The organism is Streptomyces sp. NPDC008092 (assembly GCF_042957285.1).
Taxonomy (GTDB): Bacteria; Actinomycetota; Actinomycetes; order Streptomycetales; family Streptomycetaceae; genus Streptomyces.
The window spans coordinates 140974-155873 of record NZ_JBIBHY010000006.1; the positions used below are offsets into that span (position 1 = coordinate 140974).

Annotated in this window: 13 protein-coding genes and 1 tRNA gene; 2 read left to right on the forward strand and 12 right to left on the reverse strand. The window is 72.3% G+C overall.

Annotation, left to right across the window (positions count from 1 at the left end; all coding sequences use genetic code 11):
* Positions 1-164 precede the first annotated feature (164 nt).
* The 6 genes from ACFZB3_RS20590 to ACFZB3_RS20615 all read right to left on the reverse strand — a co-directional run bounded on the left by ACFZB3_RS20590 (position 165) and on the right by ACFZB3_RS20615 (position 7478).
* Entirely contained in the window at positions 165-1172 is a 1008-nt protein-coding gene (locus tag ACFZB3_RS20590; protein ID WP_391377082.1) for a 1-aminocyclopropane-1-carboxylate deaminase, read from the reverse strand.
* A gap of 14 nt (positions 1173-1186) precedes the next feature.
* Positions 1187-1834, reverse strand: a complete 648-nt coding sequence (locus ACFZB3_RS20595) for an FCD domain-containing protein (protein ID WP_391377083.1) — start codon at positions 1832-1834, stop codon at positions 1187-1189.
* A gap of 106 nt (positions 1835-1940) precedes the next feature.
* A complete protein-coding gene (locus ACFZB3_RS20600) occupies positions 1941-3530 on the reverse strand; it encodes a TROVE domain-containing protein (RefSeq protein ID WP_391377084.1) in 1590 nt (529 codons plus the stop codon).
* A gap of 338 nt (positions 3531-3868) precedes the next feature.
* Positions 3869-3938: transfer RNA gene (locus tag ACFZB3_RS20605), tRNA-Asp, on the reverse strand.
* Positions 3939-3983: 45 nt separating this feature from the next.
* A complete protein-coding gene (locus tag ACFZB3_RS20610) occupies positions 3984-5420 on the reverse strand; it encodes an alkaline phosphatase PhoX (RefSeq protein WP_391377085.1) in 1437 nt (478 codons plus the stop codon).
* 627 nt (positions 5421-6047) lie between these two features.
* Positions 6048-7478, reverse strand: coding sequence for a hypothetical protein (locus tag ACFZB3_RS20615; protein WP_391377086.1), 1431 nt, complete (start codon positions 7476-7478; stop codon positions 6048-6050).
* A gap of 341 nt (positions 7479-7819) precedes the next feature.
* Between ACFZB3_RS20615 and ACFZB3_RS20620 the strand changes: the two genes are divergently transcribed.
* The gene (locus ACFZB3_RS20620) at positions 7820-9646 is read left to right on the forward strand and encodes an endonuclease/exonuclease/phosphatase family protein (protein WP_391377087.1); all 1827 of its coding nucleotides are present in this window, start codon (positions 7820-7822) and stop codon (positions 9644-9646) included.
* Between the two features lie 23 nt (positions 9647-9669).
* On the opposite strand, the gene ACFZB3_RS20625 is transcribed toward ACFZB3_RS20620, so the two are convergent.
* The 4 genes from ACFZB3_RS20625 to ACFZB3_RS20640 form a co-directional block, all read right to left on the reverse strand.
* Positions 9670-10407: an SRPBCC domain-containing protein gene (locus tag ACFZB3_RS20625; protein ID WP_391377088.1), complete on the reverse strand. Its 738-nt coding sequence runs from the start codon at positions 10405-10407 to the stop codon at positions 9670-9672.
* Positions 10408-10424: 17 nt separating this feature from the next.
* Entirely contained in the window at positions 10425-11033 is a 609-nt protein-coding gene (locus ACFZB3_RS20630) for a helix-turn-helix domain-containing protein (protein ID WP_391377089.1), read from the reverse strand.
* A 76-nt stretch (positions 11034-11109) separates the two neighbouring features.
* Positions 11110-11787, reverse strand: coding sequence for a hypothetical protein (locus tag ACFZB3_RS20635; protein WP_391377090.1), 678 nt, complete (start codon positions 11785-11787; stop codon positions 11110-11112).
* Positions 11784-11963 (reverse strand): hypothetical protein, encoded by a 180-nt coding sequence (locus ACFZB3_RS20640; protein ID WP_391377091.1) that lies wholly within the window; start codon positions 11961-11963, stop codon positions 11784-11786. Before ACFZB3_RS20640 ends, ACFZB3_RS20635 begins: the two co-directional genes overlap by 4 nt.
* Positions 11964-12130: 167 nt before the next feature.
* Between ACFZB3_RS20640 and dapA the strand changes: the two genes are divergently transcribed.
* Positions 12131-13057 carry a 4-hydroxy-tetrahydrodipicolinate synthase gene (dapA, locus tag ACFZB3_RS20645; RefSeq protein WP_391377092.1) on the forward strand — a complete coding sequence of 309 codons (927 nt, stop codon included), beginning with the start codon at positions 12131-12133 and terminating at the stop codon, positions 13055-13057.
* On the opposite strand, the gene ACFZB3_RS20650 is transcribed toward dapA, so the two are convergent.
* Together ACFZB3_RS20650 and ACFZB3_RS20655 are read right to left on the reverse strand one after the other, a co-directional pair.
* Positions 13058-14278 (reverse strand): WD40 repeat domain-containing protein, encoded by a 1221-nt coding sequence (locus ACFZB3_RS20650; RefSeq protein WP_391377093.1) that lies wholly within the window; start codon positions 14276-14278, stop codon positions 13058-13060.
* Positions 14275-14835, reverse strand: coding sequence for a SigE family RNA polymerase sigma factor (locus ACFZB3_RS20655; protein WP_391377094.1), 561 nt, complete (start codon positions 14833-14835; stop codon positions 14275-14277). The genes ACFZB3_RS20650 and ACFZB3_RS20655 overlap by 4 nt, the downstream gene beginning before the upstream one ends.
* Between the last annotated feature and the right edge of the window lie 65 nt (positions 14836-14900).

A 14900-nucleotide genomic window follows, 5' to 3' on the forward strand; every position in this document is an offset into this window, starting at 1 on the left:
GGGGGGGGGGGGTTGGGCATCCCGGCCCCCGGCACGCTGGGGGCCTGCGGGGCCGGGCCGGGGGGGGCCGGGCGCCGGCCCGGGGCGCGGGGAACTGCGCGAACGGCCACGACGGCGCCGCAGCCGACCACCGGCGCACACCCGCCGGGGCGATCGGCGAACCGTCAGAACAAGGCGCTGTAGGCGTTCAGCGCGGGCTGTCCGCCGAGGTGGGCGTAGAGCACCGTCGCATCGGCGCCGATCTCGCCCCGCTCCACCAGGTCCACCATCCCCGCCATCGACTTCCCCTCGTACACCGGGTCGGTGACCATCCCCTCGGTACGGGCGGCGAGGCGCATCGCCGCGAGCGTGGTGTCGTCCGGGACGCCGTAGATGCCGGCGTGGTAGCGGTCGTCCAGCTCCACGGTCAACTCGCCCTTGACCCCGATGAGTTCACCGGTGCGCCGGGCTATCCGGGCCACCTGCTCGCGGGTCTCGGCCGGCTTGGCCGAGGCGTCGATGCCGATCACCCGGCGCTCGCGGCCGCCCGCCTCCGCCAGCGCGGCGAAGCCCGCGACCATGCCGGCCTGCGTCGAACCGGTCACCGAGCAGACGATCACCGTGTCGAAGAAGACCCCCAGCTGCTCCTCCTGCTCGGCGACTTCGTAGGCCCAGCCGGCGAAGCCGAGGCCGCCGAGCGGATGGTCGGAGGCGCCGGCCGGGATGGCGTACGGCTTGCCGCCGGACTCCTCGACCTCGCGCAGCGCCAGCTCCCAGCTCTCCTTGAAGCCGATACCGAACCCGGCGCGGACGAGGCGTACGTCCGCCCCGGCCAGCCTGCTGATCAGGATGTTGCCGACCTTGTCGTAGACCGAGTCCGGCCACTCCACCCAGCTCTCCTGCACCAGCACGCACTTGAGCCCGGCGCGGGCGGCCACGGCGGCGACCTGGCGGGTGTGGTTGGACTGCACCCCGCCGATGGAGACGAGGGTGTCGCAGCCCTTGGCGAGCGCGTCCGCGACCAGGTACTCCAGCTTGCGCGTCTTGTTCCCTCCGTACGCGATCCCGGAGTTGCAGTCCTCCCGCTTGGCCCACAGCGCGGCGCCGCCGAGGTGGGCGGTGAGGCGCTCCAGGGGGTGCACGGGCGAGGGGCCGAAGAGGAGGGGGTAACGGGCGTAGGAGGAAAGGGACATGGAAGCTCCTGGGGTCAGTCGGGGTCGGCCAGGTCTGCGAGGCTGCGCCAGATGTCCGCCGTGACCCGGACCGCCGCCTCCGTGTCACCGGCGGCACAGGCCGCGATCAGCCGTTCGTGCAGGCCGGCCGAGCGGCAGGAGCCGCCCTCGCCGAAGCGGCGGCGCTCCAGGCGGCGGATGAGCGGGGTGTAGCGGGCGACGGTGGCGGCGGCCGCGCGATTGCCGGCGACCCGGACCAGGACGTCGTGCAGTTCGTCGTCCGCGCTCAGCGCCGCGTGCACGTCGCCGGCCTGTACGGCGGCGGCGAACAGGACGTTGGACACGCGCATCCGGTCCAGGTCGGCGTCCCGCAGCCGGGGCACGGCGACCCGGGTGACCAGCTCGTGCATGGCGCCGACCACGGCCGCCGCGTCCCGCACCTCGGCGGCCACGACCGGGGTGACCCGGGTGTAGCTCTGCGGCTTGCTCTCCAGGAGCCCCTCGTCGACGAGGCGCGCGAACGCCTCCCGCACGGGCGCCCGGGACAGCCCGAGCCGCTCCGCGAACTCGGCGTCGCGCACCACCGCGCCCGGTTCGATCTTCCCGGCGACGATGGCGTCCCGGATCGCGGTGTAGGCACGGTCGCGGAGCAGGGTGCGGGCGACGGGTCGTAGGGCCTCCATGAACTGAAATGTTAGATATCAGTGCGGGGCGAGGGCAAGGGCCCGGCGGGCAGAGGTGTGACCCGCACCCCCCGTGAAGGTGCGGGTCACGATCGGAGGGCGCCGGTCAGGCCGCCGTCTCCCACGGCCAGGCGGCGTCCCGGGCCGCCTCCAGCAGCGGGACCATCCGGAAGGCCGCGTCCGAGAGGCCGCCGAAGGTGTGCCGGTTGCCCTTGCCGGACGGGCCGTGGCCGACCCGGTAGCCGGCCAGGTTCCAGGTGTAGACCGGGATGTGCGCCGGCACCTGCTGGGTCGGGTCGCCGTGCCGGCTGTACGCGTACTGCTCGTCGGTGACGATCAGCACCCGGTCCTGTCCCCGGTAGTGCGAGCGGAGCGCCGAGACGGTGTCGGTGCCGCCCAGGTCGCCGAAGCGGTCCAGGACCTTCAGCACCGACTCGCCCCGCTCCAAGCCCAGCCGCCTGCTCGTCGTACCGAACTCGACGAGGTCCGCGTCCGCCGCCCGCAGCGCGAGCGCCGTGCCGAAGATCGCCGCCGCGTCGGCCCGGTTGAGCTCCGAGCGCTCGGACAGCCGCGAGTAGAACATCGAGCCCGAACGGTCCACGAGCACCAGCGTCCGCCCCGGCAGCGCGGGCACGTTGGCCAGCGAGTGGCCGAGCGCCTGCTCCAGCGGGTACGCCCAGCGCAGCGACGGTGCGTGCTGGTACGCGGCGAGGTACCGGAACGGGAACTGCCGCGACCGCGCCACCTCCGCCGGGTCGGCGATCCGGGCCGCGACCGTGGCCGCGACCTCGTCGCAGACCTCGGCCTCGTCGAAGTTGCGCAGGTTGCGGCAGAGCGCCATGGTCCCCATGGACGGGATGACCGCCTCCCAGGCGGCCTTGTCCATCGGACCCTGGAGCCAGCCGGCCAGCGCCTCCCAGGTGAGGCCGGCCGCCGCGAGCCGCTCGGCGCCACCGGGCCCGGTGACGACCGCACGCCGCCGCGCGACGGGCAGTTCCATCAGCGCACGGTGCGCGCCGAGCACCGGGCTCGACGCGGGCGGCACGGCGCTGTCCGGGTTGTGCCGACGGTCCAGCGCGTACCGGAACAGCTCGCCCTGCCACGGCTTGTCCGGGTCCGGTGCGGCGTGCACCAGGTTCAGGATGTCGCCGAAGCGGTATCCCTTGGACGCGGTGTCGTACTTGAGCAGCGACTTGCCGTGGTAGAGCCGTCGTACGGCGTCGGCGATCCCCCGCTTGACGGGCTTGGGAACGGCCCGGCCGTACGTCGCCGTCCAGTAGGCGAGCAGCTCGCCGGGCTCGTCGGGCCGCCGCAGCACGGAGGCGACGACCTGCCGGTTCGACGGACCGCCGGTGGCGCCCACCGCCAGCCGTGCGTGCACGTACTCGGCGGCGCCCACGATCGAGGCGGTCCGCATGTTGCCCTCGCCGCGCAGCCAGCCGAGCAGGCCGGCCGTCCAGGCGGGGTCGGTGACGGCGAGCTCACGCAGGAGCTCCGCGAACCGGTCGTCGCGGTCCGCGCCGGACTCGTAGAAGGTCTGCTGCGAGACGAAGTTGGCGACGGCGAGCAGGAAGAGCTCGGACCGCGCGTCCCGCTCACGGCCGCGGCCGCCCTCGTAGGTACGGAGGACCCGTCCCGTCGAGGTGACCCGCGAAGCGGGCTGCGCCCGGGCCGCCCTGTTGTTGAATCGCACCATGGTGAATTCCCCCCGAATTCATTGGCTTTTCGGAGGAGGCGCAGCAGAAGGAGGGAATCCGAGGTCGAAGTCGACTGCGGTGCTTATAAACTGGCGCGTCTTCCGTTCCGCCACATCGGCCCTGAGCCGATGACGGGATTCGAACCCGCATGAGGGTTTCCCCCCACCAGTTCCCGAAGTATCCGCTGCCTGCGCACCGGACACCCACCATGAGCTGCGCCTCCCGAGATCAAGAACACACGCACCGGGAGGTGCATGAAGTTTTAGGTGTCCAGAGATCGAAGTCGGCGGAACCGACGTAGGTGCTCTAACCCCTGAGCTACATCGGCACGTTGCGCCGATGGCGGGACTCGAACCCGCGGCCGCCCCATTGACAGTGGAAGTAGGTCCTGCCTTCGCACCTGGACATGCACAACTTTAGGAGGCGGGCCGCGGGCCGGGCGAGTGAATTAACTATCCGCGCTGCTGCCGCTTCCAGGGCCCCGTGATCGCGAGCATGATGCCCGGGGTCTGGATGTTGGCGTACAGGGTCCGGCCGTCGGGCGAGAAGGTGACGCCGGTGAACTCGCTGTACTCGGGCTCCTCTTCGGTGCCGGCGTTCAGTTCGTTGCGGGCGATGGGATAGGTACGGCCGCTCTCGGTGGCGCCGAACAGGTGCTGGAGACCCTCGCCGTCCTCGGCGATGACCAGGCCGCCGTACGGGGAGACGGTGATGTTGTCCGGGCCGTCGAAGTTGCCCTCCACGGCCGGGTCCGGGTTGACGCCGATGCGGACCTTGAGCGTGAGGGTGCGGCGCTTGGGGTCGTAGAACCAGACCGAGCCGTCGTGCTGGACGGGGCTCTCCGCGCGGGCGTACGAGGAGACGATGTACACGCCGCCGTCGCCCCACCACATGCCCTCCAGCTTGCGGGCGCGGGTGACCTGCCCGGTGCTGAACTGCTTGCGGACGGAGGTGGTCCTGGCGTCGCGGTCCGGGACGTCCACCCAGTCGACGCCGTAGACCGTGCCGATCTTCGTGGCGCGGGAGAGGTCGTCGACGAACTGGCCGCCGGAGTCGAAGCACTTGAACGCCTGGAGGGTGCCCGCGTCGTCGGCGAGGGTGCGCAGCTTGCCGCGGCCGTGGTGGAAGTGCTCGGGCGGAGTCCAGCGGTAGAGGAGGCCGTTCGGGTTGGAGGCGTCCTCCGTCAGGTACAGGTGGCCGCGCTTGGGGTCGACGACGACGGCCTCGTGGGCGTAACGGCCCAGCGCCTTCACGGGCTTGGGGTTCCGGTTGGCCCGGCGGTCCTCGGGGTCGACCTCGAAGACGTAGCCGTGGTCCTTGGTGAAGCCGTTGGTGCCGGTCTTGTCCTCGGTCTCCTCGCAGGTCAGCCAGGTGCCCCACGGGGTGTTGCCGCCCGCGCAGTTGGTGGCGGTGCCGGCGATGCCGACCCACTCGGCGACGTGCCCGCCGGGGCGGACCTCGACGACGGTGCAGCCGCCGGCGGCGGCCGGGTCGTAGACGAGTCCCTCGGTGAGCGGAACGGGGTACGCCCAGTTGGCGCGGGGTCCGGCCAGCTCGTGGTTGTTGACGAGGAGGGTGGCACCGCGCGGGCCGTCGAAGGTGGAGGTGCCGTCGTGGTTGGAGGGGGTGAACTCGCCCGACTCCAGCTTGGTCCTGCCGCTGTACGTGATGACGCGGTACTTGAAGCCGGCGGGGAGCGCGAGGATGCCGTCCGGGTCGGGGAGCAGCGGCCCGTAGCCGACGCCGCCGTGGCCGTGCGCCGTCTCGGCGGTCTCGGTGGCGGCGAGGGCGTTCGGGGCGGTGGCGAGCGCGCCGACGCTGCCCGCCAGCGCGACACCGGCACCGGTGATCGCGGATTTCCTTGTGAAGTCCCTGCGGGTGAGCGACATGGTGTCTCCTGTGACGGTCGGAGTGCCGTGGAGGGTGGCGGACCTCAACTCGGCGCACACGCTCCCGCCTACTCCTGAACTCCGGTTGAACGCAGGGCGACTTCGCGGTCGGCTGTTCCATGAATCCGCAATAACCGCCCCACGACAACCAAAAGCCCCACCCAAGAAACACACCACAGAGGTCAACGTTTCCCCCGCCCACGAGGGGGCTCACCGCCGACCGCTACCCGTCCTGGCGGGCCGGGGCTTCCCGCAGACCGCTGCGACTCCCCGCGGGATGGCACCCCCGCCGACCACTACCCCCGCCTCGCAGGATGGCCCTCCGTCAATCACTCCCGCTCCCCGCGGGACGGCGCTCCCCGCCGACCACTCCCACTCCCCGCCGCACGGCCCTTCTCAACCGTTCGGTCTCGGCACCGCCGCCGGAACTTTTTCCCGCCGCAACGGCGCCCAGCCCACGCGGCGGCGCCCGGCGGTGCCCAACCGCCCGCACGCCTCGCCTCACCGGCGCGCACCCACCGCAGCGAACCCCGTCGCTTCGCCTCTTCCCGCAGCGCCGGGCGCCCCGCCCCACTCGACGCGTCCGGCGGTGCCGAATCTCCGCGCGCGCCGCCCCTCCGGCGGCCCCTATCCCCCGTGCTGCGACCGCGCCTTGAACGCCGCCTTGCGGGCCTCCTTGGCCACCCTCTTGTCGGGGTGGAGGCGGCCCATCGCCTCCAGGACGTCGGCCGTGTCCGGGTGCCCCACCCGCCACGCCTCGGCGAAGAAGCCGCTGTGCTGCTGGGCCAGGCCCTCCACCAGCGCCTGGAGTTCCTCGGAGTTCCCTTCGGCGGCCAGCTGCGCAGCCACCGTGTCGATGGTCAGCCAGAAGATCATGTCCTGGGACGGCGCCGGCACGTCGGCGGCGCCGCGTTCGGCCAGCCAGACCCGCGACAGGCCGCCCAGCTCGGGGTCGTCGAGGACCTCGCGGAGGGCGGGCTCGGCCTCGCCGCCGAGCAGCGACAGCGCCTGCTGGCAGCGCAGCCGCCGCAGCGGGGCCCCCGGGTCCGCCCCGCGCGCGGCGGCCAGCAGCTCCCGGGCCGCGGCGAGGGACTCCCGGCGGGCCAGCCACTGCTCGGTCTCGGCCTGCGCGGCCCCCTGCGGAAACGTGGCCGTACCGTCGAGCAGCGCGTCCGCGCCCTTGTCGGCGAGCTCCCCGACCGCCGGCGCCGCGAACCCGGCCTCCAGCAGCCGCGCCCGCAGCCCGTACGCGCCGAGCGGGGTGAGCCGCACCATGCCGTACCGGGAAACGTCGGCCTCGTCGACCGGCCCCGCCGCCGGCTCCTCCTCCGCGTCCGCCATCAGCGCCTCGTCGACCGGCTGGTACTCGACGAGCCCGACCGGCTCAAGGAGCCGGAACTGGTCGTCGAGCCGCATCATCGCGTCGGAGACCTGTTCGAGGACGTCGTTGGTCGGCTCCCCCATGTCGCTGGGCACGATCATCGACGCGGCGAGCGCGGGCAGCGGCACCGGCGCCTCGCCGGGGCCGCCCTCGCTCACGGTCAGCAGGTACAGGTTGCCGAGGACGCCGTCGAGGAAGTCCGCCTCCGCCTCGGGGTCCCACCCGAGTGACGAGAAATCGACCTCGCCGCCCTCGTCGAGCGCGTCGACAATTCCGTCCAGGTCGGGCACGCTCGCGTCGGCGATCACGGTCTCCAGCGCGGCCTGCCACACCGCGAGGACGTCGTGCGGCGAGCCCCCGGTGAGCAGCGCCAGCTCCTCCCCGGCCGCCACCGTCCCGGCCTCCTCGTCGGCGATCTCGACGAGTCCGGCGTCCACGGCGACCCGCCAGGCCTCACCGGCGTAGGCGACGGCATCGTCGCCGGTGAGTCCGAGCGCCTCGGCGGCGGCCGGGAGCTGCTCCTCGACCAGTTCGCCACCTGCGTCCACTCGGGTGTCGGGGCCGGCCCAGCGGGCGAGCCGGGCGGCCCGGGTGAGCAGCGGCGTGGACAGCGCGGCGTGCGCCAGCTCCGCTTCGGAACGCAACCGCACCGGGGGCAGGGGGGCGCTGTCAGACATCGGCTGGTTCTCCTCGGACGCCTCAACGGTCGTACGGCGACATGGACACCGTATCGACGGCCGTACGACCACCTGGACGCCGTACGACTCAGCCGCTCAGCCTAGACGGATTTCCACCCATGCCGCCCGGTTCATCTCCCCGCCCGGCCTCGCACATGGCCGAAACCTTGACAACTGCCCTGGCCAGGCAGGAGATTGACGCGCGTAGAAAACGGGGGGACAACTGTTCACCCGGTATCTACGCGTGTCACATCCGCGCAACATGGCATACATGAACGTGTCATGAACGCTCCATAAATCGCCCTCGTCCCGGCGCTTCCGATGTCCCCGGAGGGATTCCCTTGCCGAGCAGGTCTTCCGCGCGTCTCGCCGCGCTCACCGTCGCCGCCGTCTGCAGCGCGGCGTCCACCGTCGCCCTCACCTCGCCCGCCCAGGCCGACGGGCTGCGCATCCACGACGTCCAGGGCACCACGCGCACCTCGCCGTACGCCGGCCAGAAGGTGACGGACGTCCCGGGCATCGTCACGGCCACGCGCACCTACGGCTCCTCCCGAGGTTTCTGGCTCCAGGACCCGACGCCGGACAGCAACCCGGCCACCAGCGAGGGCGTCTTCGTCTTCACCAGCTCCACCCCGAAGGTCGCGGTCGGCGACTCCGTCACGGTCACCGGCACGGTCTCCGAGTACGTCCCGGGCGGCGCCACCACCGGCAACCAGTCGCTCACCGAGATCACCAAGCCGACGGTCACCACCGTCTCCACCGGCAACGCGGTCCCGGCGCCGGTCGTGATCGACAAGAAGTCGGTGCCGAGCGCGTACACCCCCACGGGTGACACGGCCGCGAGCAACTCGGTCAACGGCCTGACCCTGCAGCCGAAGAAGTACGCCCTGGACTACTACGAGTCCCTTGAGGGCATGAACGTCCAGGTCAAGGACGCCCGCGTGGTCACCGCCACCGACCCGTACGCCGAGCTGTGGGTCACGGTGAAGCCGCACGAGAACCGCACCAGCCGCGGCGGCTCGCTCTACCGCTCCTACCGCGACCAGAACACCGGCCGCCTGCAGATCCAGTCCCTCGGCGCGACCGCCGACTTCCCGGTGGCGAACGTCGGCGACACGCTGACCGGCGCCACGACCGGCCCGATGGACTACAACCAGTACGGCGGCTACACCCTCGTCGCGAGCTCGCTGGGCACCCTGAAGAGCGGCGGCCTGCAGCGTGAGACGACGAAGAAGCAGTCGCACGGCGAGCTGGCGGTGGCGACCTACAACGTCGAGAACCTCGACCCCTCCGACGGCACCTTCGCCGCGCACGCCGCCGCGATCGTGAACAACCTCCAGTCGCCCGACATCGTGTCCCTGGAGGAGATCCAGGACAACAACGGCGCGACGGACGACGGCACGGTCGCCGCCGACGTGACGGTCAACAAGCTGATCGACGCGATCGTCGCGGCCGGCGGCCCGAAGTACCAGTGGCGTTCCATCAACCCGGTCAACGACCAGGACGGCGGCGAGCCCGGCGGCAACATCCGCCAGGTCTTCCTGTTCAACCCGGAGCGGGTCTCCTTCGTCGACCGCGCGGGCGGCGACTCCACCACCGCGGTGGGCGTCACCAAGGTGCACGGCAAGGCCCAGCTGACCGCCTCCCCCGGCCGCGTCGACCCGGCGAACTCCGCCTGGACGACCAGCCGCAAGCCGCTCGCCGGCGAGTTCGTCTTCCAGGGCAGGACGGTCTTCGTGATCGCCAACCACCTCAACTCCAAGGGCGGCGACCAGGGGCTGACCTCGCAGTACCAGCCGGTGGTGCGCAGCTCGGAGACCCAGCGCCACGCGCAGGCGACGCTGGTCAACGCGTTCGTCAGGAGCATCCTCGACGTCCAGAAGGACGCCGAGGTCATCGCGCTCGGCGACATGAACGACTTCGACTTCTCCGGCACCACCAAGATCCTGGAGAAGGGCGGCGCGCTCTGGTCGGCGATCCAGTCGCTGCCGACGAAGGAGCGCTACACCTACGACTACCAGGGCAACGAGCAGGTCCTGGACCAGATCCTGATCAGCAAGGAGATCCGCACCAAGGGCGACTTCGCCTACGACAGCGTGCACATCAACTCGGAGTTCCACGACCAGATCAGCGACCACGACCCGCAGGTGCTGCGCTTCCGCCCCTGACGACCTGACAGCAGGTCGCGGGTTCAGGACTGGCTGTACACCCCGTTCAGCCAGTCCTGCCAGGCGGTCTCGTTCGCCTCGGCGTCGGCGTCCGGCGCGAAGTCGTGGATGCTGATGCCGACCGGGGCGCCCCAGTGGTTGCGCCCGAAGAACCGGACGAGGGCGTCGTCGGTGCGCAGCCCGATGAAGTACGGGTCGCGGTAGTCGACCACCGCGTCCAGGACCCGGCCGCCGGGCCCGTGGACGCTCGCCTTGGCGCCCGCGGCCAGGTCGTCCGGCAGGCCGAGGGCCCGGCCCACGGCGGTGAAGGCGTCCGGCGCCTGGGAGGCCTCCGGCCCGTTCAGCTGGGCGAAGCCCACCGGGCGGGGCGCGAAGTGGGTGAGGTACTCGCGCAGGGTGTGCAGGTAGAAGTCGGTGTGCCGGCTCGCGCCGTCGTACTGGTTGTCCCAGTCGTCGGTGAAGATCCCGCTGTGCACGTAGCGCACCCAGGCGCGGCGGCCCTCGTCGCGCGCCTCGATGACATGCTCCAGCTGGTTGGCGCTCTGCGTCGGGAAGCCGACGTCCTCGCTGCGGACGACCAGGTGGTGCGGCGGGTCGTAGGCGGTGACGGTGGAGCCGAAGGCCGCCGTACCGCCCACCCGGGGCTCGGGCGGCTGCATCGGCCACAGGTAGCCGCCGGTCCCGTGGGTGATCGCCTCCCACACCTGCTCGGGCGTGGCCTCGACCTCGAACTCACGGGCGATCTCGAATTCCTTGGACATGATGGGGCTCCTGCCGCCTACTGTTCCAGCTCGGGGGTGGGCCGGTCCTTGACCGTGGGATGGACGGCGACCACGATCCGGTGGTCCCGGCCGCCCTCCGCGTCGGGTGCGTCGTACTTGCGGATGAGCGCGCTCACGCCGGCCGTCAGCTCCTGCACGAAGGCCGCGCGGTCGGCGGCGGAGGCGAAGCGGACCTCGCCGTCCAGCGCGTAGGTCGCCAGCCGCTTGCGGGCCTTGGCGGCCCCGCTGATCAGCATGCCGACATCGCGCACCAGGCGCGCGCCGAGCGCGAGCAGCCAGCGCGCGGAGAGCTGGTCGCGGAAACGGTCCGGGTCCGGCTGCACGGCGGGCAGGGCGGCCGGCGAGATGACGTACGACGCGGCGGTGGCCCGCATCAGCCGCTCGGTGACGTTGCCCTTGCGCCGCTCGCCGGCCAGCTCGACCAGGCCGTGCCGCTCCAGCGTCTTCAGGTGGTAGTTCACCTTCTGCCGGGGCAGCCCGACCTTGCCGGCCAGCATCGCGGCCGACGCGGGCGCGTCGGCCAGTTCGGCAAGCAGCCTGGCCCTTATGGGGTCCAGCGACACGGCCGCTGCCTCGGGGTCCTCGATCACGGTGACGTCCAGCATGGCCCCACCGTCTCACCGAAAACTTTTTTTGTCCACACAGGCAGAGTTTTCGGTGAAGTGCCGTCGGAGTCCGCCCTCAGCCCTGCTCCCCTCGCTCGCCGAGCCGGGCCAGCCGGCTCTGGAACCAGTCCAGGCGGGCCTGCAACAGGGCCGCCTCCGCGACCAGTTCGGGCACCCCGAAGCCCTCCCCCGCCTCCGGACGGCCGTCGCCGGCCCCCGCACCCCCGGCGATCACCCGCAGCCCCTGCCCCGCCAGCCGGGCGAACCCGGCGGGCGAGACGGACGCACGCGCGCGTACGCAGCCCGCGCAGGCGGCCGCAAGGGCACGCCAGCCGGGCCTGCCCCAGCCCGCGTCGGCGAGCGCGACGGCCGGCGCACCGCAGGCGCACGGCCCGACGGTGGCGGTCCGCACCCGCTGCCGGGCGTAGCGGAACCCGCGCTCGAAGCGGATGTAGGCGCCGAGGACGGAGACTTCGAGCAGCACGGCCGCCCGGTGCTCGGCGGTGCACAGCAGGGCCTCGGCGGCCTCGCGTTCGTGCACGCAGTGGAAGCCGCAGTCGCACAGCCGCGCGGGCGGGCGGTGCCGTCGGCCGTAGACACAGGACGCGTCGTCCAGCACTCCGTACGGCAGCGCGCCGCCCAGCGACACACCGGTGAACCCGGCCCGCGCGCCGTCCTGCGACAGCATCGGGTGGGCGATCTTGTAGCCGGTCGGCGGCTCCGTCGGCCGTTCCGCCGGGAGCCGCAGCCTCATCGGGCGGCCGGGGCCTCTTCGGGCACGGACACGGGCGCGGACGCGGCCCGGGGTTCGCGGACCGTGTGGATCTCCTCGGAAACTTCGGGGAGTCCGGGTACGTCGCCGTGGACGAGCGGCCGCTCCTCAGCGACCCCGGTGGCCAGTGCCTTGCCCAGCTTCATGGTGCCTCCCATGACCCATGACCTGCCGTCGGTGACCGTCCGGCCCATAGTGGCCCATGAGGGGCCGAGTTGGACACAGGGCCTCGGGGCACCGAAAGGACGATGGCTTAGCATTGCTAAGACATATCAGGTAGGAGAATTAAGTAGAGCTAAGCTGTCGCGTTGCCGAGACTACCCCCATGACGAACGCACACGGCACCGCCCGTCCGCCCCGCCCCTTCGGCCGCACCCTCTGCGCGATGGTCACCCCCTTCACCGACGCGGGCGCGCTCGACCTCGACGGCGCGCGGCGGCTGGCCGCGCATCTGGTGGCGGAGGGCTGCGACGGCCTCGTGCTGAACGGCACCACCGGCGAGTCGCCGACCACGTCGGACGCCGAGAAGGCGGAGCTGATCACGGCCGTCCGGGAGGCGGTGGGCGGGCGGGTGCCGCTCGTGGCCGGCGTGGGCACCGCGGACACCCTGCACACCGTCGAGCTGGCGCTGGCGGCGGAGAAGGCGGGCGCGGACGGGGTGCTGGTGGTGTCGCCGTACTACAGCAGGCCGCCGCAGGACGCGCTGGAGGCGCACTTCCTGGAGGTGGCCGAGGCGAGCGGGCTGCCGGTGATGCTGTACGACATCCCGGGCCGCACCGGCACCCGGATCGAGCCGGAGACGCTGGTCCGGCTCGCCGCCCACCCCCGGATCGTGGCCGTGAAGGACTGCTCCTACGACTTCCTCGGCGCCCAGAAGGTGCTGGCGCGCACGGACCTCGCCTACTACGCGGGCTGCGACGAGCACATCCTCGCCCTGTACGCGGTGGGCGCGGCCGGCTGTGTGAGCACGGTGGCCAACGTCGTCCCCGCCCGGATCGCCGCGATCCTGGACGCGTTCGACGCGGGCGACACGGCCCGCGCGACCGGACTCCAGCTGCGGGCCACACCGCTGATCGAGGCCATGATGGCCGCGGGCCTGCCGGGCACGGTCACGTCGAAGGCGCTGCTCACCATGCTCGGCCTGCCCGCGGGCCCGGTGCGGGCACCGCTGCGGCCCGCCGGCCGGGAGGCGGCCGACGGGCTGCGGGCGGTGTACGAGGAGGCCGTGCACGAGGAGTTCGCGGCGGGCTGATCAGCGCCGCTCGGCGAAGACCGGTGTCCAGCGGCCGGAGGCTCCGTCGTTGCCCTTGCGGAAGCCGCTGAGGGGAACGATCTTGTCGCTGCCGATGGTGACCAGGACCAGGCGGTTGTGGAACTCGTTGCCGCCGTCCTTGTCGATGTCCCAGGCGATGAGGGACTCGTTGTCGGCCCAGGCGAGGAGCTGCTGCCCGTGCACCTCGGTCTTCCGGCCGGTGTCGAGGTCGGTGATCCAGGAGGACGTCTTCATCGCCTCGCCCGCGAAGTCACCGGCGGCCCGCCTGCCGTCGGGCGACAGCCCCGCCTGGACGAACCAGTCCAGGTACCGCTCGTCGGCCGGCACGGGGACCTCGCGGCCGTGGAGGTCGTAGAACTGCATCCCGGGGTCGCTGGTCAGGCCGGACCAGACGTACTGGCCGGAGCGGCTGAGGGCGAAGTCCTGGCGGATGTTGATGTCGGCCATGCCCATGCTGTCGTGCGGGCCGCCGATCTCGCGCCAGGGACCTTTCCCGGAGGCCACGTCGAGGACGTAGAAGCCGGTGCGCGGCATGGTCTCGGGCATGGAGAAACTGGTGCCGGTCGTGTCGCCGGGCGCCCTGGTCACCACGTCGGGGTCGGCGGAGTAGGTCGTCGCGACCAGTTTCCGGCCGTCGTGGGAGAACGCGACCCCGCCGACCCCCTGTTCGACCGGGATCCAGCGGGCCACCTTGCCGGTGGTGAGGTCGAGCAGGCCGATCCGCCGGGTGGGGATGGTCCGCTCCAGGACGGCGGCGGTCTTCAGGCCGGGGGCGACGGCGACGTACGACCAGCGGGAGTCCTTCTCGTAGCGGCCGGTGCGCTGGTTCAGCAGCCAGTAGGTGCGGGTGGTGTGGTCCTTGCGGGCCGTCTGCTTGACGCTGTCGGTGGTGTAGTAGGCGGCCATGGTGGCGTCGCCCGCCCCGATCAGCTCGCGGGGCGGCGACTGGTCGGGGTGGGCGCGGGTCTCACCGGGGTCGAGGACTCCGGCGGGCCGTACGTCCTGCCTGCCGCCGTCGAGCAGCGGCACGCCCACCGCGACGGCGACCACGGCCGCGGTGGCCACGGCGACGGAGGCGAACCGGCGGGCCCGGCGGCGCCGGCGGACCGCCAGCACCCGGTCGGCGAACCCGGCCCGCAGCGGCGGCTGTTCGGCGGCCTGCTCGCGCAGCGCGTCTCGCATGAGTTCCTCGACGTTCACGGCCGCACCTCCGCGGGCGAGTGGTCACGGGACGGCGGCTGGTCGCGGCCGGTGTCCGGGGCGAGGGCGGCCAGTTCGGGCGCGAGGGTGCGCAGCCGGGCCAGGGAGCGGTGGGTGGTGGACCGCACGGTGCCGACGGAGCAGCCGAGCAGCCGGGCCACGTCGGCCTCCGGCAGGTCCTCGAAGTAGCGCAGGACCAGGACGGTGCGCTGGCGGGTGGTGAGCCGGGACAGGGCCGCGCGCAGGACGAGGCGCAGCTCGGCGGCGGACGCGGTGTCGAGTGCCGGTGGGCTCTCCGGGGGTTCGGCGACGCTCAGTTCACGCCGGCGCCACTTCAACCGCCATCGGCTGATCTGCTGCCGGTAGAGGGCCTGCCGTACGTAGGCCTCGGGCTCGTCGATGCGCTGCCAGCGGCCGGCCGCCTTGATCAGGGCGTTCTGCAGCAGGTCCTCGGCCGCGTGCCGGTCGCCGCCGGTCAGCAGCACGGCGGTCCTCAGCAGCGCCGACGACCGGCTGTCCACGAACTCCCGGAAACTCTCCTGCAGTTCCGCATCCATCGTCACCTTCTCTTCCCCCGGGCCCGCCCGGTGTCCGGGCCCTGTACCCGTGGTGACGCGTGCGG